Here is a 20,262-nt window from a genome sequence, read left to right as displayed (position 1 = left end):
GCTTGCAACACTCCTGGCCACGGGAAGCGGCGGCACATCGCCGAGCCGCTCCCGGCAACCAGGAGCCCCACCATGACCGTCCCAACCTCTCAATCCGCCTGGCACGGCTGGCGACTGTTCGCCGTCCTCGCCGTCGCCGTGCTGTGCATGACCGCCCTCGTCCTGGCTCTCCAGGCGCAACCGGTGGAGGGCCTGCGCAGCGCCATCCGCGCCACCGCGCGCAGTTCCTTCGCGCTGTTCCTCGCCGCTTTCCTCGCGTCCTCGCTGGCGACCCTGGTGCCCGGCCCGGGGACCCGCGCGCTGCTCCGTGAAAGGCGCTATCTGGGCCTGGCCTTCGCCTTCTCCCACGCAGTACACGCCTTGCTGATCCTGGCCTACTGGAAGCTGTTCCCCGAGACATTCTGGAGCGGCCGCTCGGTCGCGGCGAACATCCCCGGCTCGATCGGCTACCTGTTCATCCTGCTGCTCACCCTCACCTCCTTCCGCACCCCGGCCCGACTGCTCGGCCCACGCGCCTGGAAAGCCCTGCACTCGACCGGCACCTGGGTGCTGGCGGGCATCTTCTGTCTGTCGTTCTTCAAACGCATCCCCATGGGCGGCTGGTACGTACTGGCGTTCGCCACGATCTTCTCCGCCATCGTCCTCAAGCTCACCGCCAAGCTCGCCGTGCGCTTGCGTCGTCGCGACGTACAGCCGGCCTGACCCATCCACCGCCCTCAACGAGACATCGATCATGCAAGCATCCGACCTGCGCGCCTGGCGCCGACCCTTCGCCCTGCTCGACCGCTGCGGCGGCTGGAGCGCCGACCTGTCCCTGCGACTGTTCCTGGCCTGGGAGTTCTTCGAGTCCGGTTGGGAAAAGTGGAACGGCGAGAACTGGTTCGGCGATATCCAGTCGGCTTTCCCCTTTCCCTTCGACCGCCTGCCCGCCGCCTTCAACTGGGAACTGTCGCTGTGGGCCGAACTGCTCGGCGCGCTGTTCCTCCTGCTCGGCCTCGGTACCCGCCTGACCGCCCTGGTGCTGATCGTCGTCACTCTGGTGGCGACCGCCGCCGTACACTGGCCGGCGGAGTGGTCGAGCCTGGCGGAACTGGCCCGCGGCTACTCGATCACCGACCACGGCTTCGGCAATTTCAAGCTCCCGGCGATCTACCTGGCGGCGCTGCTGCCGCTGCTGTTGGCGGGGGCGGGGAAGCTGAGCCTGGACCACTGGCTCGGGCGGCGCCTGGGCCTGTCCCGCTAGGATTCGGCCAGCCACGGAAAAACCCCGGAACGCGATCGCCTCCGGGGTTTTTCACAGCAAGCCAGAACCATCCCACCCACCGCGTAGGGCGAATAGCGCCAACGGCGCTATTCGCCGATACACCGGACCCACCCCGGCGGATAACCGCAAGCGGTTATCCGCCCTACACCAAGACCGTCCCACCCACCACGTAGGGCGGATAGCGCCAACGGCGCTATCCGCCGATGCATCGACTCCACAAGGGCTGCGTCGTCATCCGCCCGCCCAATCGCGTTCCAGGGTTCCGAGCACGACACCCTGGGTCCGCAACGCTGCCAGCAACTCCAGCCCCGCCGCGTCGAGCGCTCCGGGCGCACTCCGCGCCTCGAGCGCCAGCGCCGCCAGGTGCTCGCGCCCTCTCAGGCGCCGTCTCGCCAGCGACTCCAGCAGGCGGTAGGCCAGCGGAGTCAGGCGCGCGGTATGCACGCGATGCGAGGAATCGCGGTGCATCAACAGCAGGGTCGGTTCCGCAGGCGCTTCGGCGAGCGCGACGTCCTCTTCGAGCCGATGCACCGGCCAGCGATAGCCCAGCGGCAGCGCCAGGCTCGACAGCAGCGGCACCCCGTCGAGCAGGTCGCCTTCACGCCGATACGGCGGATCGTCGGGCTCGGCCAGGTAGAGGCGCGTTTCGCTCCATTCGAAGTGGGCCAACTCGGCTTGCCACGCCGGCCGATACTCGCCCCGCTGCCGCAGGTAGTCGACGAAGACCCCGGCGATACGGGTGAACAGGGGGGTATGGCTTCTCTCCTCGCGATAGAACTCGCGCACCAGGCCATGCCACTGCTGCTCGCCAAGCAGCCCGCGCAAGCGCGGGAAGCCGCTGGCAAGGAGGCCTTCGATGGCGTTGTAGAACAGCTCGCGGTAGACCCGCAGGCGACGTTCTTCGATGTCCGGCGGCGGCGCATTGCCAAGCGGGTCGCGCAGGTGCCGGGCGAGGCTGAACTGCTGTTGGCGCAGGCGCTCATCCATGACGGCGTCCCTCGTCGCGTTGCCATTGGCGGATCTGCTCCACTTCCAGCAGCAGTTCGCCCAGCGGCGGATAGTTGAAGTCCCGCTCGAGCAGGGTCGGGCGCACGCCGAAGCGACGATAGGCGGCTCCAAGCAAGGCCCAGACGCCGGGCTTCACGGCGGCACCATGGGTGTCGATCTTCAGGTCCGGCGCCTCGTCGTAGTGCCCCGCCACATGGTAGACGGCGACCCGCCCGGGCGGCAGCCGGGCGAGGAAGTCGAGGGCGTCGTAGCCGTGGTTGCAGGCGTTGACGAACAGGTTGTTGACGTCCAGCAACAGGTCGCAGTCGGCCTCGTCGAGTACCGCGTTGACGAACTCGATCTCGCTCATCTCCCGGTACGGCGCTGCATAGTAGGAAATGTTCTCCACCGCGATGCGCCGCTCCAGGCGTTCCTGCGCCTCGCGGATGCGCGCCGCGACGTGACGCACCGCGGCCTCGGTGAACGGCAGCGGCAACAGATCATAGAGATGGCCATCGTCGGAACAGTAACTGAGGTGCTCGCTGTACAACGCGACCCGGTGGCGGACGAGGAAGCGTCGGGTCTGCTCGATGAAGGCGGCATCCAGCGGTGTGGAGCCGCCGAGGGACAGCGAGAGACCGTGGCAGGTCAGTGGAAAGCGCTCCACCAGGCGCTCCAGGTCGGCACCGAAGGCACCGCCGACGCCGATCCAGTTGTCCGGCGCGCATTCGAGGAAGTCCACCGCGCCGGGCGCCATCGCCAGCAGTTGCGGAAGCAGGCCGCGCCTCAGGCCGAGGCCGGCGGCGTTGTCGATCAGGGTCATGGGATAGCTCCGGAAACGGCGACGCCCCCGCTTTCCCAGGGGAAAGAGAGGGCGCCGCCAGGGTGTGGAAAGGCTCAGTGCCGGCCTTGCTCCAGCTTGCTGAACAGCCCGGCGGGCATCGGCTTGCCGTTGGCCTCGTAGGTCTTGCGCAGGTGTTCGTAGGCCTCGGCTTCGGAAATGAAGCCGTCATGGTCGCTATCGATGCTGTCGAACTCACCGGCACGGTCCTTGGCCACCGCGAGGAACTCGGCGCGCGAGACCTTGCCATCGTGATCGGTGTCGGTTCGGGCAAAGGAGGCGTCGCCGCACTTGCCCTCCCCGCACTTGCCCTCGGCGCCGGCCTTGGTCGGGGTCTTCGCGGAGCCGCCGCTACCACACTTGCCTTCTCCGCACTTGCCTTCGCCGGCGCTCGCCGCCGCCACTTGCAGCCCCTGGCCCAGCGGCTCGACGGCGAACGCCGAACCGCCGAGCAGCATTCCCCCCACCAGTACGGCACCGAGCAGGCTGGCGGAAGTCTTTTGACGCGAATCGAAAACGGACATGCTTCTTCTCCACAGTAAACGCGGCCGGGCCGCAGGCGCGGCGCTGGTGGGCGCCGGTACGAACCGGGCGGCGGGACCTTCTGGGGTCGTCCCGGGCGCCGCGGTTCGGATGTGGCCATTTCGCCTGGGAGATGTATCGGGGGTGTATCGCCCGACACGTGGATTTGTACGCCGGAGGTATCGAAACCGCGCATGGATACAAAGCGATACGCAATCGAGCGCGGGCATGCCGACGAAGTGCCGGGCATCTCTCACTCCCGCCGGCCCATCTCGGCTACCGTTAGGAGACAGCCACCTGGCCCAGTCTCGAGGTCGAGCCCATCGTGCTGAAACGCATTCCGGTAACCCAGCTTCGCCTCGGTATGTTCGTCCAGAGCCTTTGCGGCTCGTGGCTGGACCACCCGTTCTGGAAAAGAGGTGGCTTCCTGCTCGACAGCCAGGCCGACCTGCAGCGCCTGCGCGAAAGCGCCGTGAAGGAAGTCTGGATCGATGCCAGCAAGGGCCTCGACCTCCCGGAGGAAGCGGCGGTCTCGGCCGCTGCGGTCCTGCCGGTCACCATGCCGGCCGGCCCTTCGCCGGCGCGGGTCGCCCTGGAGGAGGAAATCCGCCACGCCGCCCTGCTCTGCAGCCGTGCCAAGGCCGCCGTGGTCAGCATGTTCCGCGACGCGCGCATGGGCCAGGCCATCGATACCGCGCATGCATCGGACCTGGTGGACGAAATCTCCGCCTCGGTGCTGCGCCATCCCAACGCGCTGCTCAGCCTGGTACGGCTGAAGACCTCGGATGAATACACCTACATGCATTCGGTGGCGGTCTGTGCGCTGATGATCGCCCTCGCCCGCCAGCTCGAACTGCCCGACCCGCTGGTACGCGAGGCGGGGCTGGCCGGGCTGCTGCACGACATCGGCAAGATGGCGGTGCCCGATCCGATCCTGAACAAGCCCGGCAAGCTCACCGACCCGGAGTTCGGCCTGGTTCGCCGGCATCCGCAGAACGGCGCGCGGATGCTGCTCGATTGCCGCCAGGTCAGCGCCCTGGTGGTGGATGTCTGCCTGCACCACCACGAGCGCATCGACGGCACCGGCTACCCCTTCGGCCTGGCGCAGGAGCAGATCAGCCTGCTGGCGCGAATGGGCGCGGTGTGCGACGTCTACGACGCGATCACCTCCGACCGTCCCTACAAGAAGGGCTGGAACGCCGCCGAGGCGATCCGGCGCATGGCCGAATGGAACGGGCACTTCGACCCGCAGGTGTTCCGCGCCTTCGTCAAGGCAGTGGGCATCTACCCGGTCGGCGCGCTGGTCAGGCTGGAAAGCGGGCGCCTCGGCGTGGTCCTCGAGCAACACGGCCGCTCGCTGCTGACGCCACGGGTCAAGGTATTCTTCTCGGCCCGCTCGAAGGTGCCGATCCCGCAGCAGGTGATAGACCTGGGTAGGGCCGGACAGACCGACCGAATCGTCGGCTTCGAGCCGGCGGAGGCCTGGAACTTCCGCAATCTCGACGAGATGTGGACGGGACTGCCGAGCAACGGCGGATCGTATTTCGACGCGGGAACCGAAAAGCCGTAGCCTTCCGCCGGCAACGCCGGGCACCGCTCCCGTAGGGCGCATAACGCGAAGCGTTATCCGCCGTTTCGCCACAATCTCCGCCTGCTCCGCATTGCTTTAAGCGCACCATCGTCGATACTGCTGGCAATCCACCGACAGTTTTCAAGAGGCCATATGAGTCCGCTCCTGGAGACAATCGAAGAGCGCAGCAGAAATGGCTGTGCTCCATCCAAAGCGCTGCTTGCCCTGTGGTCCGCAGGCGCCGACCTGAGGGTTTCCCCGAGGAAGGCTGGCCGCCTATGCGAACTTGCCGTCGTTGCCGCAGCAGGGAAAGCAGGCATGCTCGAGAGCGAGATCGTTGCGGCACGCCGGGCCTATGCCGCCAGCCTGGGAGTGACGCTTAGCGGAGCGATCAGCAACGCCGACGAGCCGGTCCATATCCACCACGCCGTCAGCAATTCCAATCACAACCCCAACGCCTCAAACCGTATCAACCTTGGGAGAGCCCGAGCGTATAAAGAAAGGCGCGAGGAAGGTGATTACTTCTTCATCGACACTTGAATCGCCTGCATAACCGTTATCTCCCCCGCGCCTCAACGGCAGCCCTCTCCAGCAACCACTCCCTGAACGCCAGCATCGCGCTGGTCTCCCCCCGCGACTGCAAGCGCGTCAGCCAGTAGCTGCCGGTACTCACTTCGGTGGCGAACGGACGCCGGATGCTCTCGCTGGCCAGTTGCCGGGCAAACATCGCCGCCGGCGCCAGGGCCACGCCGACACCCTGGCGGGCCGCCTCGAGCATGGCCAGCGAGGTGTCGAAGACGATGCTCCGGGTCAGTGGCGCGTGCGCCGGCAGTCCGGCCGCCTGGAACCACAGCGGCCACTCGTCGGCGCGGTAGGAGCGCAGCAGGGTGTGCTGCAGCAGGTCGGCGGGACTGTGCAACTGGGCGGCGACCTCCGGGCAGCAGAGCACCGTCAGCGGCGCCTCGAACAACGCCAGCGCCTCGGTGCCGTGCCAGGCGCCGCCGCCGAAGCGGATCGCGTAGTCGAGCCCCTCGGCGGCGATGTCGACGCGGTTGTTGTGGGTGGACAGGCGCAGATCGATGAAGGGATGGCGCGCCTGGAAGTCCTCCAGCCGCGGCAGCAGCCAACCGACCGTGAAGGTTCCGACCGCGCCGACGGTGAGCACGTCCCGGTAGTGGCCACCCTCGAAACGTTCCAGCAGGCCGGCGATGCGGTCGAAGGAGTCACACAGCACCGGCAGCAGGCTCTCGCCCTCGTGGGTCAGCATGAGGCCGCGCGGCAGACGCTTGAACAGGGCCACGCCGAGACGCTCCTCGAGGCTCTTCACCTGGTGGCTGACCGCCGCCTGGGTCACGCACAGCTCGATGGCCGCGCGGGTGAAGCTCAGGTGCCGGGCCGAAGCTTCGAAGGCGCGCAGGGCGTTCAGCGGCAAATGGGGTCGAACCAATCTCTGCTCCAAATTTTTCTAATGGCTGCCGCGAGTATTCGTCGTTTGCCGCAAATCCTGCGCAAGCCTAGATTTTCCCCGCCCGCCGATCAAGGAGCGCTCCCGGGGCGGTTTCTCATGCAGCCAACGACAAAGGACGCTAATCCTCATGCGCGATACCAGATTCCCCTGCCTGTGCGGCATCGCCGCTTCCACACTGCTGTTCGCCACCACCCCGGCCATTGCCGGCGAGGCCCCGGCGGATCGCCTGAAGGCACTGGTCGACGCCGCCGTACAACCGGTGATGAAGGCCAATGACATTCCGGGCCTGGCCGTAGCCATCAGCCTGAAAGGAGAACCGCATTACTTCAGCTATGGGCTGGCCTCGAAAGAGGACGGCCGCCAGGTGACGCCGGAGACCCTGTTCGAGATCGGCTCGGTGAGCAAGACCTTCACCGCCACCCTCGCCGGCTATGCCCTGGCCCAGGACAAGATGCGCCTCGACGACCGCGCCAGCCAGCACTGGCCGGCACTGCAGGGCAGCCGCTTCGACGGCATCAGCCTGCTCGACCTCGCGACCTATACCGCCGGCGGCTTGCCGCTGCAGTTCCCCGACTCGGTGCAGAAGGACCAGGCACAGATCCGCGACTACTACCGCCAGTGGCAGCCGACCTACGCGCCGGGCAGCCAGCGCCTCTATTCCAACCCGAGCATCGGCCTGTTCGGCTATCTCGCCGCGCGCAGCCTGGGCCAGCCGTTCGAACGACTCATGGAGCAGCAAGTGTTCCCGGCACTGGGCCTCGAACAGACCCACCTCGACGTGCCCGAGGCGGCGCTGGCGCAGTACGCCCAGGGCTACGGCAAGGACGACCGCCCGCTACGGGTCGGTCCCGGCCCGCTGGATGCCGAAGGCTACGGGGTGAAGACCAGCGCGGCCGACCTGCTGCGCTTCGTCGATGCCAACCTGCATCCGGAGCGCCTGGACAGGCCCTGGGCGCAGGCGCTCGATGCCACCCATCGCGGTTACTACAAGGTCGGCGACATGACCCAGGGCCTGGGCTGGGAAGCCTACGACTGGCCGATCTCCCTGAAGCGCCTGCAGGCCGGCAACTCGACGCCGATGGCGCTGCAACCGCACAGGATCGCCAGGCTGCCCGCGCCACAGGCGCTGGAGGGCCAGCGCCTGCTGAACAAGACCGGCTCCACCAACGGCTTCGGCGCCTACGTGGCGTTCGTCCCGGGCCGCGACCTGGGACTGGTGATCCTGGCCAACCGCAACTATCCCAATGCCGAGCGGGTGAAGATCGCCTACGCCATCCTCAGCGGCCTGGAGCAGCAGGGCAAGGTGCCGCTGAAGCGCTGAAGCGCGCTCGCGAGGGCGACGGAGCGTAGCGGCGCGGGACGCCGGTCCTGGCTATGATGGTGCCATGAGCGCTTCCCCGCCCCTCCGCCAGCCCTGCCCGCCCGGCGCCTGCGTCTGCGAACGCGAGCGCCTGGAGGCGCCCGGCGCGGACCGTCGCATCCTCCTCCTGACCCGCCAGGAAGAGCAGCGCCTGGCCGCTCGCCTGGAAGCCCTGCGCAGCCTGGAAGACCTGGAACACCTGCTGCGGCGCATGGAGGAACAACTGGGCATCCGCCTGCGGATCGCCCCGGCCTTCGGCGAGGTGCGCAGCATGCGCGGCATCCGCATGCGCTTCGAGGAGCAGCCGGGGCTCTGCCGCAAGACCCGCCAGGCGATTCCCGCCGCCATCCGCCGCGGCCTGGAGAAGCGCCCGGAAGTCGCCTACGCCCTGCTCAACGCCCATGACCTGCTGCGCGACGCCTGAAGGTACTGAACGACAGGAAGAGGATGTCGCTCAAGACCTGGGCGGGCTTCAGGAGTATCGGCGGATAACGCCCATGGCGTTATTCGCCCTACAGGCCGCAGCGGATGCAGGCGAGCCCCGGGTCCGCCTGAATCCTTGGCGGGACTGGCCACCGCGCCGGGGTTCAGCTCGCCGACTCCGCCTGCACGTCGCCGAACATCGCCTGCAGGCGGAGCAGGCAGGCATCGCACAGGGTGCGCAGTTCGTCGAGGCGGATGCCGGCGAGGATTTCCATGCCGCGCAGCGGATCGGCGCGGCGCAGGGCCTGCTCCAGCTCGCTGGCACGGCCGGCCAGGGCGCTGGCGCCAACGGTGGAAGCGCTGCCCTTGATGGTATGCAGGGTCGCGGCGCTGCCCTGGACATCGCCCTCGCCGAGCTGGCGTTCGAGCTGGGCGAAGAGGTCCTGCATGTCCGGAACGAAGCGCCGCAACACCTGGACGATCAGCTCCAGGCTGCCGCCGAAACGCCCGACGATATCGCCCCGCGCCTCGACCAGTTCGCCCGCGTCCGCTGCCGTTGCCGGCGCGCCCCTGGCGCCGCTCCTGCCGAGATGACCGAGCAGGCAAAGCACCAGGCGCTCCTTGTCGATCGGCTTCGCCACATGGTCGTTCATGCCCGCCGCCAGGCAGGCTTCGCGGTCGGCCAGCGAGGCGTTGGCGGTCATGGCCAGGATCGGCAGCCCGGCGAAGCGCCCGTCGGCGCGGATTCTCCGGGTCGCCTCGAGACCATCGATATCCGGCATCTGCATGTCCATCAGCACCGCGTCGAACGGCACGCTCGCCTCCAGCACCTGCTGAACGCCCGCCAGCCCGCCGTCGGCGAGGGCCACCCGGGCGCCCTCGCTGCTCAACAGCTCGGCGGCGACCTGGCGGTTCAGCGCGTTGTCCTCCACTACCAGCAGACGCACGCCCCGCAACCGCTGGGTGCGCTCCACCGGGCGCGGCGGCGGGTTGGCCGGGGCGCCCTGTTCGCCGTGCAACGCATGCAGCACCGAGTCGGCCAGTTGCTTGGGCGTGACCGGCTTGGTGAGAAAATCGACGAAGGGCGGCGCGCTGTGGTCGCGCGCATCGGCCAGCACCTCGCGGCCATAGGCGGTGATCATGATCACCATGGGCGGCGGCAGGTCGCCCTGCAACTGGCGGATCAGTTGCGCCGCGCTGAGGCCGTCGAGATCGGGCATGCGCCAATCCATCAGCACCACGTCGTAGCGACGGCCCTCGGCCATCGCCGCCTGGACCCGCGCCACCGCCTCGCTGCCGCTGCCGACGCAGTCGGCGCGCCAGCCGAGGGCGCCGACCGTGCGTTCGAGCAGCTCGCCGGCTACCAGGTTGTCGTCCGCCACCAGCAGCCGCAGCGGTTCGCCGGCCCCGGGGCAGGCCGCACGCAGCGGTTGGTCGTGGGCGACGTCGAGGTCCAGGTCGAACCAGAACCGGCTACCGCTGCCCGGCGCGCTCTCGACCCGCAATTCACCGCCCATCAGGTCGACCAGGCGTTTGCATATGAACAGGCCGAGGCCGGTGCCGCCGAAGCGTCGCGAGGTGGACGCCTCGGCCTGGGTGAAACCTTCGAAGATGCGCTGCTGCTGTTCCGCGCTGATGCCGATGCCGGTGTCCGCCACCAGCACCCGCAGGCGCACCAGGTGGGCGTCGTGCGCCAGACGCCGCAAGCTCACCAGGACGTGCCCGCGGGCGGTGAACTTCAGTGCGTTGCCGGCCAGGTTGATGAGGATCTGCTGCAGGCGCAGGCGGTCGCCGACCACCGCGCTGGGCAGCTCGGGATCGATGTCGAAGATCACCTCGACGTCCTTGTCGCCCTGGTTGCCGGAGAGCACCACGGCCAGGTCCTGCATCAGCGGCTCCAGCTCGAAGGGGAGCATTTCCAGGACCAGTTTGCCGGCCTCGATCTTCGAGTAGTCGAGGATGTCGTTGAGCAGGCCGAGCAACGAGGTTGCCGCCGAGCTGGCCTTGTCCAGGTAGTCGCGCTGGCGTTCGTTGAGATCGGTCTGCCGGGCCAGTTGCAGCATGCCCAGCACGGCATTCATCGGCGTGCGGATCTCGTGGCTCATGTTCGCCAGGAACGACGACTTCGCCGCGCTGGCGGCGTCCGCCTGCTCCTTGGCCTCGCGCAGGCGCGCCTGCAGTTGCTGGTCGCTGGTGATATCGATATTGATCCCGGTGACCTGCAGCGGGTTGCCGTCGGCGTCGCGCTCGACCTGCGCGCCGGCCTGGATGAAGCGGATGCCGCCGTCGGGCAGCACCACGCGGAAGATCACATCGTAGTTGCCGCGCCCCTCCACCGCCGCGCGCAGGCTGGCCTCGGTGCGCTCGAGGTCTTCCGGATGCAGGCGGCTGCGCCAATGCTCGTAGACCAGGCCGCCGTCGCGCAACGCCAGCGGCTGGCCATACAGCTCGCACATGCGCTCGTTCCACTGCAGGCTGTCGTCGGCCAGGTTCCAGCGCCAGATGCCCAGGCGCGCCACGTCGGCGGCCATTTGCAACTGGTCGCGCGCCGCGGCCATCTCGCGCTCGGCGTTGCGCCATTCGGTGACATCGACGGCGATGCCCAGGTAGCCGTTGATCGCCCCAGCCTCGTCGCGCAGGACGGTAACCGAAAGCGTCACGCTGAGCGGCGAGCCGTCCTTGCGCAGATAGGTCCATTCGCGGGTCTCGGCGCCCTCCTGTTCGGCCCGCGCCACCAGCACGCGGAAACCCTCCTCGCCCAGCTCCTGGCCGCGGGCGAGCAACTCCCGCTCGCTGTGCAGCAGGGTCGGCGAGGCCTTGCCGACCACCTCGTCGGCGCGGTAGCCGAGCATCCGCTCGGCACCGAGATTGAAGCCGCTGATGATGCCGTCGCGGTCGAGGGTGATGATCGACACCTCGGACGCCGCCTGCAGCACGCTGCCGAGCAGTACGTTCAACCGACGCAGTTCGGCGGTACGCTCGGCGATCTGGTGCTCCAGGCCGGTATTGAGCTCGCGGATGCGGGCCTCGGCGGCCTTCTTCGCGGAGATGTCGCGTACGGTCTTCGAGGCGCCGACCACGCCGCCGTCCGGACCGAGGATCGGCGAGACGGTCACCGCCACGTCGAGCAGGTGGCCATCCTGGTGCCGGCGCACGGTATCGAAGCTGACCACCTGTTCTTTACGGGCGATGCGGGCGAGGATGTCGAGTTCCTCGTTCTCCTTGGATGGCGGCACCAGCAGGTCCACCACCCGCCGCCCGACCGCCTGCTCCTCGCGGTAGCCGAACAACGCCTCGGCCCCGCGATTCCAGTCGCTGATGACGCCGTCGAGGCCGACGCCGATGATGCCGTCCGCCGAATTGCCGACGATCGCCGCCAGCCGCGCCTGGGTCGCCGCCTCCCGACGCCGGCGCTGGCGGCCGAGGGCGCTGGCGTTGACCAGCGCCGCCAGCAACAGGCTGACCAGGCTGCCGGCCAGGAACAGGATGCGCGGCGAAGGCTGGTGCAGGCGCTGGACGAACAGCGGCAGTGCGCTGAACGCCATCTGCCAGTGCCGACCGTAGATCTCCCGCCGCAGCATGTGGCCGAACAGGCGTTGAGCCGGCGCCGCGGCGCCGTTGACGAAGAAGGGTACGGCAGCGCCGTCGCCGGTGACGTCGCTGAGTTCGAGGTGGATCGCCGCATTGTCGATGGGCAACCCGGCCAGCACCTCGCCGGTCAGCAGCGGCGCATAGCTCCAGCCGAAGCCTTCGAGTTCGCGCTGGGGCCCCGGCGGTGGAGTGATGCCGCTGCGGTAGATCGGCATCAGGATGAGGAACGATTGCTGGCGCAAGCCGCTGGCCTGGACCAGGGTGATCGGCCCCGTCAGGCGCACCTGCCCGGTCTCCAGGGCGGCGCGGGCGGCCTCCCGGCGATTGGCTTCCGAGGCGATGTCCAGGCCCAACGCCTGGCCGTTGCGCGCCACCGGCTCGATGTACTGGATGACGTAGCGCTCGCCATCGTGCGGAGTCAGTTGCTGGATGCGGAACTCCGGCTGGCCGTCGGCCCGCGCCTGGCGCAGGAACCCGGCCTCGTCGGCGGCCGCCACCCGGCGTATGAAGCCGAAGCCGCGGGCGCCGGGAAACTCGCGGTCGATGTCGCGGGTCAGGCTGTAGCGGCGGAACAGTTCGCGGTCGATGTGCGCCTCGCCCGCCGTCAGCAAGGCACCGCGCACCCCACGCAAGCCATACTGGTAGAGTTCCACGCGGCGGGTCACCGCCTCGGCCAGCAGTTCCGCCTCGCGTTCCAGCGCCATCCGCGCCTGTTGCTCGTTGACCAGCGCCAGCCCCCAGGCGCCCAGCCCGGACAGCAGCAGTCCGAGCGCCAGTGTCGCGCCCGCCCAGCGGCTCAGCCTGAACTTGCTCTGTTGTACGTTCACCCGATATTCCGTCCCTGCGCCGGCCCGGCGCGGGGCAATCCCGCACTCCCTGCGCCTTTTCGTCACAGAAGACTAGATCAAGCGGGCGGATTCCTCCGCCGAATCATCCGACCCCAGGTATGACCGCTCACAACGACGTGCTTTTCAGCGCCTCCGCGTAGCGCAGTGCGGCGAACAGGGCGAGCAGCAGGCCGGCCAGCGCCAGCACGGCGCCGACGTTGCCGATCGAGGCCAGGCCCATGCGTTCGCTGACCACGCTGCCGAGCAGCGCGCCGGCGCCGATGCCGACGTTGTACAGGCCGGAGAACAGCGCCATGGCCACGTCGGTGGCGTCCGAGGCGAGGCGCAGGACGCGGGACTGCTGGGCCAGGCCGAAGCACATGATCGACATGCCCCAGAGCAGGCTGAGCGCCATCAGCCAGGTCGGCTGCGCGGACAGCGGCAGCAGCAGCGCCAGGCTGCTGCCCAAGGCGAGGATCGCGGCCAGCAGGAAGCCTCGCGGGAAAGCCTCGCTGTAGCGGCTGAAGAGGATCGAACCGAAGATCCCGGCGCCGCCGAACAACAGCAGCAGCAGGGTGGTCGCCTCGCCGCTCATCCGCGCCACCTGCTTGGCGAAGGGCTCGATGTAGCTGTAGGCGGTGAACTGGGCGCTGATCACCACCACGGTCAGCACGTACAGGCAAACCAGCGCCGGGCGTCGGAACAGCATCGGCAGGCTGCGCAGGGAACCGGAGTTCTGGCTTGGCAGCAGCGGCAGGGAGCGCGCCAGGTAGAGCAGGGTCAGCACCGAGAGTCCGGCGATGGCCATGAAGGTGGTACGCCAGCCCAGGGCCTCGCCAACCACCCGCCCCAGCGGGATGCCCAGGACCATCGCCAGGGTGGTGCCGGTGGCCAGCAGCCCTAGCGCCTTGGCCTGCTGTCCCGGCGGCGCCACGCGCACCGCCAGCGAAGCGGTGATGGCCCAGAACACCGCGTGGGCGAAGGCAATGCCGATCCGGCTGAGCATCAGCACCTGGAAGCTCCAGGCCAGCCCGGACAGCACGTGGCTGGCGATGAACAGCAGGAATACCCCGACCAGCAGCTTGCGCCGCTCGATATTGCGGGTCAGCAGCATCATCGGCAACGAGGCCAGCGACACCACCCAGGCATAGATGGTCAACATCAGGCCGACCTGCGAGGTAGGCATCTCGAAGCTGTGGCCGATGTCGCTGAGCAGGCCGACCGGGACGAACTCCGTGGTGTTGAAGATGAAGGCGGCCAGGGCCAGGGCGATCACGCTCAGCCAGCTGCCGCTGCGGGTTTCGGAGGTGCTGTCCATGGGGCGTTCGGTTCCGGAGCAGGGGGCGGACGGGCAGGTCCCGCGACCCTCGCCACGCGACGGAAAACGCCCCGGACGCAAGGGTCCGGGGCGGCGATGTGCGTTGGATGGTCGTTATAGGTATTGGAGGGAACTGCCGAATCCCGCGATTCTACGCCGGGACGCCGTGCGCTGCACGCCCGCCCGGCGCTCCGGCGACCTTCCCGGAGCGATGGGACGGCTCCGGCAGCATCAGGCAGGCCATCGTCTCGCCCCAGGGCGCGAGGCCCTGTTCGACGAAGCCGGCATCCCGATAAAGCTGGCGGGCCACATCGTTGTCGACGGCGTAGGCGACCATCAGGCGATCGCTGCGCCGCCTCGTCCGGCGCACGCTGGCGATGATCCGTTGCAGGGCGGCGCGGCCATGCCCCTTGCCCTGGTAGCGGCGGTCGATCATCAGGCGGTAGAGCAAGTAGTGGCCGTCGTCGGCGTCGGGGCCGTAGAGGGCGAAGCCGACCATGCGCCCGCCGTGGTGGATGCCGACCGCGCGGAACCCCGGCAGGAAGCGGCTCTGGGCCAGCGAATAGAGGTTGGAAGCGACGAAGTGCGCCTGGTGGCGGGCGACCTTCAGGTCAATGCAGGTTTCCCAGTCGTCGCGGGTGATGGTTCTGAGTTCGATCATGGATGACAGGCTCTTGGAAAAAGGAGGAAAGAAAGTCGCTAGGTACGCTGCTGGACTGTTCATACGACATGCTTCGTTCCTCCCTTCGACTGGCCGAGCATCCGGCGGAAACGCAACGATATCAGGAGAAGAGTCGATTATCCCAGCCGATGCCGGATTTTTTCGCCCATGGCTAGTGGCAGGATTTCCCCGGTGCCAGGCCGGCGACAGATAAATTCGAGATTTTCCTTGTCAGATCAGTCAGGTTCTCGCTATTACATTTAACCAAGACCCTGGAGCCAAGCCCCAGCGCACGGTTGCCTCGTCGCCCCACTCCGACGGCTGATCGCCCTCTCCCCCGGCACGCAACCTGCCCGGCGCTCCCTTATCCGGATGCGGCGGTTCTTCTACGCCGCCGCGTCCCCTGCATGGAATCGCACATGTCTCATCGCCCTGTGATCAACGCCTCGGTCAGTCCGAAAGGCACGCTGGAAACCCTCTCCCAACGCGAAGTGCAACAACTGAGCGAAACCGCCAACGGCAAGACCTACCAACTGTTCCGCCAGTGCGCCCTGGCGATCCTCAATACCGGCGCCCACAGCGACAACGCCAAGACCATCCTCGACGCCTACAAGGACTTCGAGGTGCGTATCCACCAGCAGGACCGAGGCGTGCGCCTGGAGCTGATCAACGCGCCGGCCGACGCCTTCGTCGATGGCGAGATGATCGCCAGCACCCGCGAGATGCTGTTCAGCGCCCTGCGCGACATCGTCTACACCCAGAGCGGGCTGGACAGCCAGCACGTCGACCTGGACAGCTCCCAGGGCCTCACCGACTACGTCTTCCAGCTGCTGCGCAACGCCCGTACGCTGCGCCCCGGCGTCGAGCCGAAGATCGTCGTGTGCTGGGGCGGCCACTCGATCAGCAGCGAGGAATACAAGTACACCAAGAGGGTCGGCCACGAACTCGGCCTGCGCAGCCTGGATGTCTGCACCGGCTGCGGACCGGGGGTGATGAAGGGGCCGATGAAGGGCGCCACCATCAGCCACGCCAAGCAGCGCATCGTCGGCGGCCGCTACCTGGGCCTGACCGAGCCGGGGATCATCGCCGCCGAGGCGCCGAACCCGATCGTCAACGAACTGGTGATCCTGCCGGACATCGAGAAGCGCCTGGAAGCCTTCGTCCGCGTCGGCCACGGGGTCATCATCTTCCCCGGCGGCGCCGGGACCGCGGAGGAGTTCCTCTACCTGCTGGGCATCCTCATGCACCCGGACAACCAGGACCTGCCCTTCCCGGTCATCCTCACCGGTCCCCGCAGCGCCGAAGCCTACCTGCAGCAGCTCCATGAATTCGTCGGGGCGACCCTCGGCCATGCGGCGCAGCGCCACTACCGGATCGTCATCGACGACCCGGCCGAGGTGGCCAAGCAGATGGCCCAGGGCCTGAAGGAAGTGAAGCAGTTCCGCCGCGAGCGCAACGACGCCTTCCACTTCAACTGGATGCTGAAGATCGATGAAAGCTTCCAGCGCCCGTTCGAGCCGACCCACGAGAACATGGCCAGCCTCCAGCTCAGCCGGAGCCTGCCGCCCCACGAACTGGCGGCCAACCTGCGCCGCGCGTTTTCCGGGATCGTCGCCGGCAACGTCAAGGACAACGGCATCCGCATGATCGAGCAATACGGGCCCTACGAGATCCACGGCGACCCGGCGGTGATGCTGCCGCTGGACCGCCTGCTGCAGGCCTTCGTCAAGCAGCACCGGATGAAGCTGCCCGGCGGCGCGGCCTACGTCCCCTGCTACCGGGTGGTGCAGACCGAGGCGGCCTGAGCGCGCCCGCTCCGGCATCCCTGCGCCGCGCGCGGGGATGCCCATTTATTCCGAGCCGGGCGTACGGCTTCCTGCTACTCTTTTCCGTTCATGCCTCGAATCGCTGGCCCTGACCTCATGTCCCCATCTCCATCGCCAGCCCTCGCCGCACTCCGCGACGCCACCCGTGACCTGCACGCAGAACTGGACCGCCGTTCGCCGTTGGGCGACGACGATCTCGACGACCGCGCCTACCTCGACCATGCCGGACGTATCCTTGGCTGGCTGGAGCCTCTGGAGCGCGCGCTGCGCGACAACCGCAGCGGCTGGCCGGCGGCGCTGCGGGCCGACGCGCGGCTGGTCAAGAGCGCCTGGCTGGAAAGCGACCTGCTGGCCGGCGGCATGAGCCGCGCGCAGGTGGAGGCGCTACCGCGCTGCGCCGACCTGCCGAATGCGACACGGGCCGCGGAGGTCTTCGGGGTGGCCTACGTGATGGAAGGCGCGACGCTGGGCGGCGCGTATCTCTACAAACGACTAGCTCCACGCCTGCCCGGTCTGCCGCTACAGTGGTTGCGGGGCTACGGCCAGGCAACCGGGGTGCGCTGGCAGGAGTTTCTCGAACAGCTCGCCCGGCAGATCGACAGCCCCGAAGCCATCGGCCTTGCGCAGGATGCGGCACAGGCTACATTCCTTTCGTTTCGTCGATGGGTTCTCGACGAAGCCTGACTGCCTGGAGACCAGGCTGGACGATAGATGACGAGCATCACCCCGGTTACCCTGGCGAACTGCGAGGACGAACCCATCCACGTGCCTGGCGCGATCCAGCCGCACGGGGCGCTGATCGCCCTGCGCGCGGACGGCATGGTCCTCGCGGCAAGCGAGAACATCCAGGCGCTACTGGGTTTCGTCGCCTCGCCGGGTTCCTACCTGACGCCGGAGCAGGTGGGGCCGGAGGTCCTGCGCATGCTCGAAGAGGGACTGACCGGCAACGGCCCATGGTCGAACAGCGTCGAGACGCGGATCGGCGAACACCTGTTCGACGTGATCGGCCACAGCTACAAGGAAGTGTTCTACCTGGAGTTCGAGATCCGCACCGCGGACACGCTGTCGATCACCTCCTTCACCCTCAACGCCCAGCGCATCATCGCCCAGGTCCAGTTGCACAACGACACCGCCAGCCTGCTCAGCAACGTCACCGACGAACTGCGCCGGATGACCGGCTACGACCGGGTGATGGCCTACCGTTTCCGTCATGACGACTCCGGCGAGGTGGTCGCCGAGAGCCGTCGCGAAGACCTCGAAAGCTACCTGGGACAACGCTACCCGGCCTCGGACATCCCGGCCCAGGCGCGTCGCCTGTACATCCAGAACCCGATCAGGCTGATCGCCGACGTGGCCTATACGCCGATGCGCGTGTTTCCCGCGCTGAACCCGGAGACCAACGAATCGTTCGATCTCAGCTACAGCGTGCTGCGCAGCGTTTCGCCGATCCACTGCGAATACCTGACCAACATGGGCGTGCGCGCCTCGATGAGCATCTCCATCGTGGTCGGCGGCAAGCTCTGGGGACTGTTCTCCTGCCATCACATGTCGCCCAAACTGATTCCCTACCCGGTGCGCATGTCGTTCCAGATCTTCTCCCAGGTCTGCAGCGCCATCGTCGAGCGCCTGGAGCAGGGGCGTATCGCCGAACTGCTGCGCGTGTCCACCGAGCGCAGGCTGGCCCTGGCTCGCCGCGCGCGGGACGCCGACGACCTGTTCGGCGCACTGGCCCACCCGGACGATGGCATCGCCGCACTGATTCCCTGCGACGGCGCCCTGGTCATGCTCGGCGGCCGCACCTTGAGCATCCGCGGCGACTTCGAGCGCCAGGCCGGGAATGTCCTGCAACGCCTGCAGCGCGACCCGGAACGGGACATCTACCACACCGACAACTGGCCGCAGCCCAGCGAGGACTCTCCGGACGGCGGCGACTGCTGCGGTGTGCTGGCGATCCGTTTCCACCGCCAGGAATCGGGCTGGATCTTCTGGTTCCGCCACGAGGAAGTGCACCGCATCCGCTGGGGCGGCAAGCCGGAAAAGCTGTTGACCATCGGCCCCTCCGGCCCGCGGCTGACCCCGCGCGGCTCGTTCGAGGCCTGGGAGGAAGTGGTCCGCGGCCACTCCACGCCCTGGAGCGAAACCGACCTGGCGATCGCCGAAAAGCTGCGCCTGGACCTGATGGAACTGTGCCTCAACCATGCGGCCGAGGTCGACCGCATGCGCCAGCGCCTGATCGCGGTGCTCGGCCACGACCTGCGCAACCCGTTGCAGTCGATCTCCATGGCGGCGGCCCTGCTGTCCTCCAGCGACACCCGCACCACCGAACTGCGCCAACACATTTCCGCGTCCAGCAGCCGCATGGAACGGCTGGTCAGCCAGATCCTCGACATGAGCCGCCTGCAATCGGGCATCGGCCTCACCGTGAACCCGGTCGACACCGACGTCTCGCAACTGGTGCAGCAGATCGTCTGCGAAACCGACGTCGCCTATCCCGGCCTGGTGATCGAGATCGCCATCGACCCGCAGGTTCGTGCCGTGGTCGACCCGGACCGCTACGCCCAGGTCGCCGCCAACCTGCTGAGCAACGCCCGTCATCACGGCCTGCCCGGCCGGCCGGTGCTGGTAACCCTGACCCGCCAGGGCGACGAGGTGTGCCTGAGCGTGCTCAACGAAACCAGCGGCCTCTCCGAAGCGCAGCTGGCCAACCTGTTCGAACCGTTCAAGCGCGAGTCGGCGGACAACCAGCGCAACCGCAACGGCCTCGGTATCGGCCTGTACATCTCCCAGGCCATCGCCCAGGCCCACCAGGGGCGTATCGACGTGGACTGCCGCGACGACGTCATCACCTTCTGCCTGCGCCTGCCGGTGCGCCAGGCGGAGACCGGCTCCTCGTCCTGACGACGAGGACCGTGCACAATGCAACGCTTGCAGGTATCTTCGGCAGCCATCGCCGTCTGACAGGATCGCCCCGTTCCATGCCCCGCCTCCGCCTCCGGACCGTCCTCGCCTGCCTCGCCGTGTTCTGCGCGACTCCCGCACTGGCCAGGGTCGAAGTGCATTCGCTGCAACACAAGAGCATGGGGCGGGTGCTGACGGTCCGCGTCTCGGAGGAGATCGCGCCGGGCGACTACGAAACGCTGCTCAAGGGTTTGCGCAACAATCCGGGAACCTACTCGCGCAAGCTGCTCCTGCTGAACAGCATCGGCGGCAGCGTGCCGGAGGCGATCCGCATGGGCCGCCTGCTGCGCGAATCCGGCTTCGACGCGCTGGTGCCGTCGAGCAGCGTCTGCCAGGGCACCTGCGTCTACCTGCTGGCGGCCGGCAAGCGCAAGACCGTACGCGGCTACGTCGGCCTGCACCGTCCCTACTACGCCCACGGCGACTCGCTGCACTCGCGCTCGGCCAACGGCATGCGCTACGACTCCGCCGCCTACTTCCGCGAAATGGATATCCCCAGCACCTTGGTACAGGCCATGCAAAGCACCGATCCCAAACGGATGCGCGTGCTTTCGGCGAAGGAACTGGCGCAGTACCGGCTGAACTGAACCGGCGACTCCGCGGAACGAGCGAGGGCGCGCGGTGGCGTTGGCGATAGTGGCCGATG

At 67.9% G+C, this 20,262-nt stretch carries 17 protein-coding genes; 10 read left to right on the top strand and 7 right to left on the bottom strand.

Annotated features, from left to right (window positions below):
* Positions 1 to 72: 72 nt before the first annotated feature.
* Both AT700_RS04200 and AT700_RS04195 read left to right on the top strand, forming a co-directional pair.
* The gene (locus tag AT700_RS04200) at positions 73 to 702 is read left to right on the top strand and encodes a ferric reductase-like transmembrane domain-containing protein (protein WP_003113021.1); all 630 of its coding nucleotides are present in this window, start codon (positions 73 to 75) and stop codon (positions 700 to 702) included.
* A 31-nt stretch (positions 703 to 733) separates the two neighbouring features.
* Entirely contained in the window at positions 734 to 1,243 is a 510-nt protein-coding gene (locus AT700_RS04195; RefSeq protein WP_003113020.1) for a DoxX family protein, read from the top strand.
* Positions 1,244 to 1,495: 252 nt separating this feature from the next.
* Here AT700_RS04195 and AT700_RS04190 read toward each other — a convergent pair whose 3' ends face one another.
* The 3 genes from AT700_RS04190 to AT700_RS04180 form a co-directional block, all read right to left on the bottom strand.
* Complete coding sequence (locus AT700_RS04190) at positions 1,496 to 2,251, bottom strand: DNA-binding domain-containing protein (protein ID WP_023109646.1); 756 nt, start codon at positions 2,249 to 2,251, stop codon at positions 1,496 to 1,498.
* A complete protein-coding gene (locus AT700_RS04185) occupies positions 2,244 to 3,074 on the bottom strand; it encodes a DUF692 domain-containing protein (protein WP_048520782.1) in 831 nt (276 codons plus the stop codon). Before AT700_RS04185 ends, AT700_RS04190 begins: the two co-directional genes overlap by 8 nt.
* 74 nt (positions 3,075 to 3,148) lie before the next feature.
* Positions 3,149 to 3,616: a hypothetical protein gene (locus AT700_RS04180; protein WP_004365743.1), complete on the bottom strand. Its 468-nt coding sequence runs from the start codon at positions 3,614 to 3,616 to the stop codon at positions 3,149 to 3,151.
* A 323-nt stretch (positions 3,617 to 3,939) separates the two neighbouring features.
* Here AT700_RS04180 and AT700_RS04175 point away from each other — a divergent pair, with 323 nt between their 5' ends.
* A complete protein-coding gene (locus tag AT700_RS04175; RefSeq protein WP_034054437.1) occupies positions 3,940 to 5,184 on the top strand; it encodes a cyclic di-GMP phosphodiesterase in 1,245 nt (414 codons plus the stop codon).
* A 318-nt stretch (positions 5,185 to 5,502) separates the two neighbouring features.
* A complete protein-coding gene (locus AT700_RS04170; protein WP_003093418.1) occupies positions 5,503 to 5,724 on the top strand; it encodes a hypothetical protein in 222 nt (73 codons plus the stop codon).
* A 16-nt stretch (positions 5,725 to 5,740) separates the two neighbouring features.
* Here the strand turns inward: AT700_RS04170 and ampR are convergent, their stop codons facing one another.
* Positions 5,741 to 6,631 carry a LysR family transcriptional regulator AmpR gene (gene ampR, locus AT700_RS04165; protein ID WP_003132323.1) on the bottom strand — a complete coding sequence of 297 codons (891 nt, stop codon included), beginning with the start codon at positions 6,629 to 6,631 and terminating at the stop codon, positions 5,741 to 5,743.
* A gap of 148 nt (positions 6,632 to 6,779) precedes the next feature.
* Between ampR and AT700_RS04160 the strand changes: the two genes are divergently transcribed.
* Both AT700_RS04160 and AT700_RS04155 read left to right on the top strand, forming a co-directional pair.
* Complete coding sequence (locus AT700_RS04160; protein WP_003119095.1) at positions 6,780 to 7,973, top strand: extended-spectrum class C beta-lactamase PDC-5; 1,194 nt, start codon at positions 6,780 to 6,782, stop codon at positions 7,971 to 7,973.
* A 64-nt stretch (positions 7,974 to 8,037) separates the two neighbouring features.
* Positions 8,038 to 8,436, top strand: a complete 399-nt coding sequence (locus AT700_RS04155) for a hypothetical protein (RefSeq protein ID WP_003093424.1) — start codon at positions 8,038 to 8,040, stop codon at positions 8,434 to 8,436.
* A gap of 163 nt (positions 8,437 to 8,599) precedes the next feature.
* Here the strand turns inward: AT700_RS04155 and AT700_RS04150 are convergent, their stop codons facing one another.
* The 3 genes from AT700_RS04150 to AT700_RS04140 all read right to left on the bottom strand — a co-directional run bounded on the left by AT700_RS04150 (position 8,600) and on the right by AT700_RS04140 (position 14,832).
* Positions 8,600 to 12,853 carry a CHASE domain-containing protein gene (locus AT700_RS04150; protein WP_048520781.1) on the bottom strand — a complete coding sequence of 1,418 codons (4,254 nt, stop codon included), beginning with the start codon at positions 12,851 to 12,853 and terminating at the stop codon, positions 8,600 to 8,602.
* Between the two features lie 127 nt (positions 12,854 to 12,980).
* The gene (locus AT700_RS04145) at positions 12,981 to 14,171 is read right to left on the bottom strand and encodes a sugar transporter (RefSeq protein ID WP_003159302.1); all 1,191 of its coding nucleotides are present in this window, start codon (positions 14,169 to 14,171) and stop codon (positions 12,981 to 12,983) included.
* A 151-nt stretch (positions 14,172 to 14,322) separates the two neighbouring features.
* Positions 14,323 to 14,832, bottom strand: coding sequence for a GNAT family N-acetyltransferase (locus AT700_RS04140; protein ID WP_048520780.1), 510 nt, complete (start codon positions 14,830 to 14,832; stop codon positions 14,323 to 14,325).
* A 419-nt stretch (positions 14,833 to 15,251) separates the two neighbouring features.
* On the opposite strand from AT700_RS04140, the gene ppnN reads away from it, so the two are divergent.
* The 4 genes from ppnN to AT700_RS04120 all read left to right on the top strand — a co-directional run bounded on the left by ppnN (position 15,252) and on the right by AT700_RS04120 (position 20,203).
* Positions 15,252 to 16,637 (top strand): nucleotide 5'-monophosphate nucleosidase PpnN, encoded by a 1,386-nt coding sequence (gene ppnN, locus AT700_RS04135; protein ID WP_003093432.1) that lies wholly within the window; start codon positions 15,252 to 15,254, stop codon positions 16,635 to 16,637.
* Positions 16,638 to 16,754: 117 nt separating this feature from the next.
* Positions 16,755 to 17,342 (top strand): biliverdin-producing heme oxygenase, encoded by a 588-nt coding sequence (locus tag AT700_RS04130; RefSeq protein WP_003132314.1) that lies wholly within the window; start codon positions 16,755 to 16,757, stop codon positions 17,340 to 17,342.
* Between the two features lie 27 nt (positions 17,343 to 17,369).
* Positions 17,370 to 19,556 (top strand): bacteriophytochrome BphP, encoded by a 2,187-nt coding sequence (bphP, locus tag AT700_RS04125; RefSeq protein WP_003137565.1) that lies wholly within the window; start codon positions 17,370 to 17,372, stop codon positions 19,554 to 19,556.
* A gap of 77 nt (positions 19,557 to 19,633) precedes the next feature.
* Positions 19,634 to 20,203, top strand: a complete 570-nt coding sequence (locus AT700_RS04120) for a hypothetical protein (protein WP_003093439.1) — start codon at positions 19,634 to 19,636, stop codon at positions 20,201 to 20,203.
* Positions 20,204 to 20,262 lie beyond the last annotated feature (59 nt).

The sequence above is a fragment of the Pseudomonas aeruginosa genome (genome assembly GCF_001457615.1).
Classification (GTDB): Bacteria; Pseudomonadota; Gammaproteobacteria; order Pseudomonadales; family Pseudomonadaceae; genus Pseudomonas; species Pseudomonas aeruginosa.
This window is presented reverse-complemented; position numbering and strand designations above follow the sequence as displayed.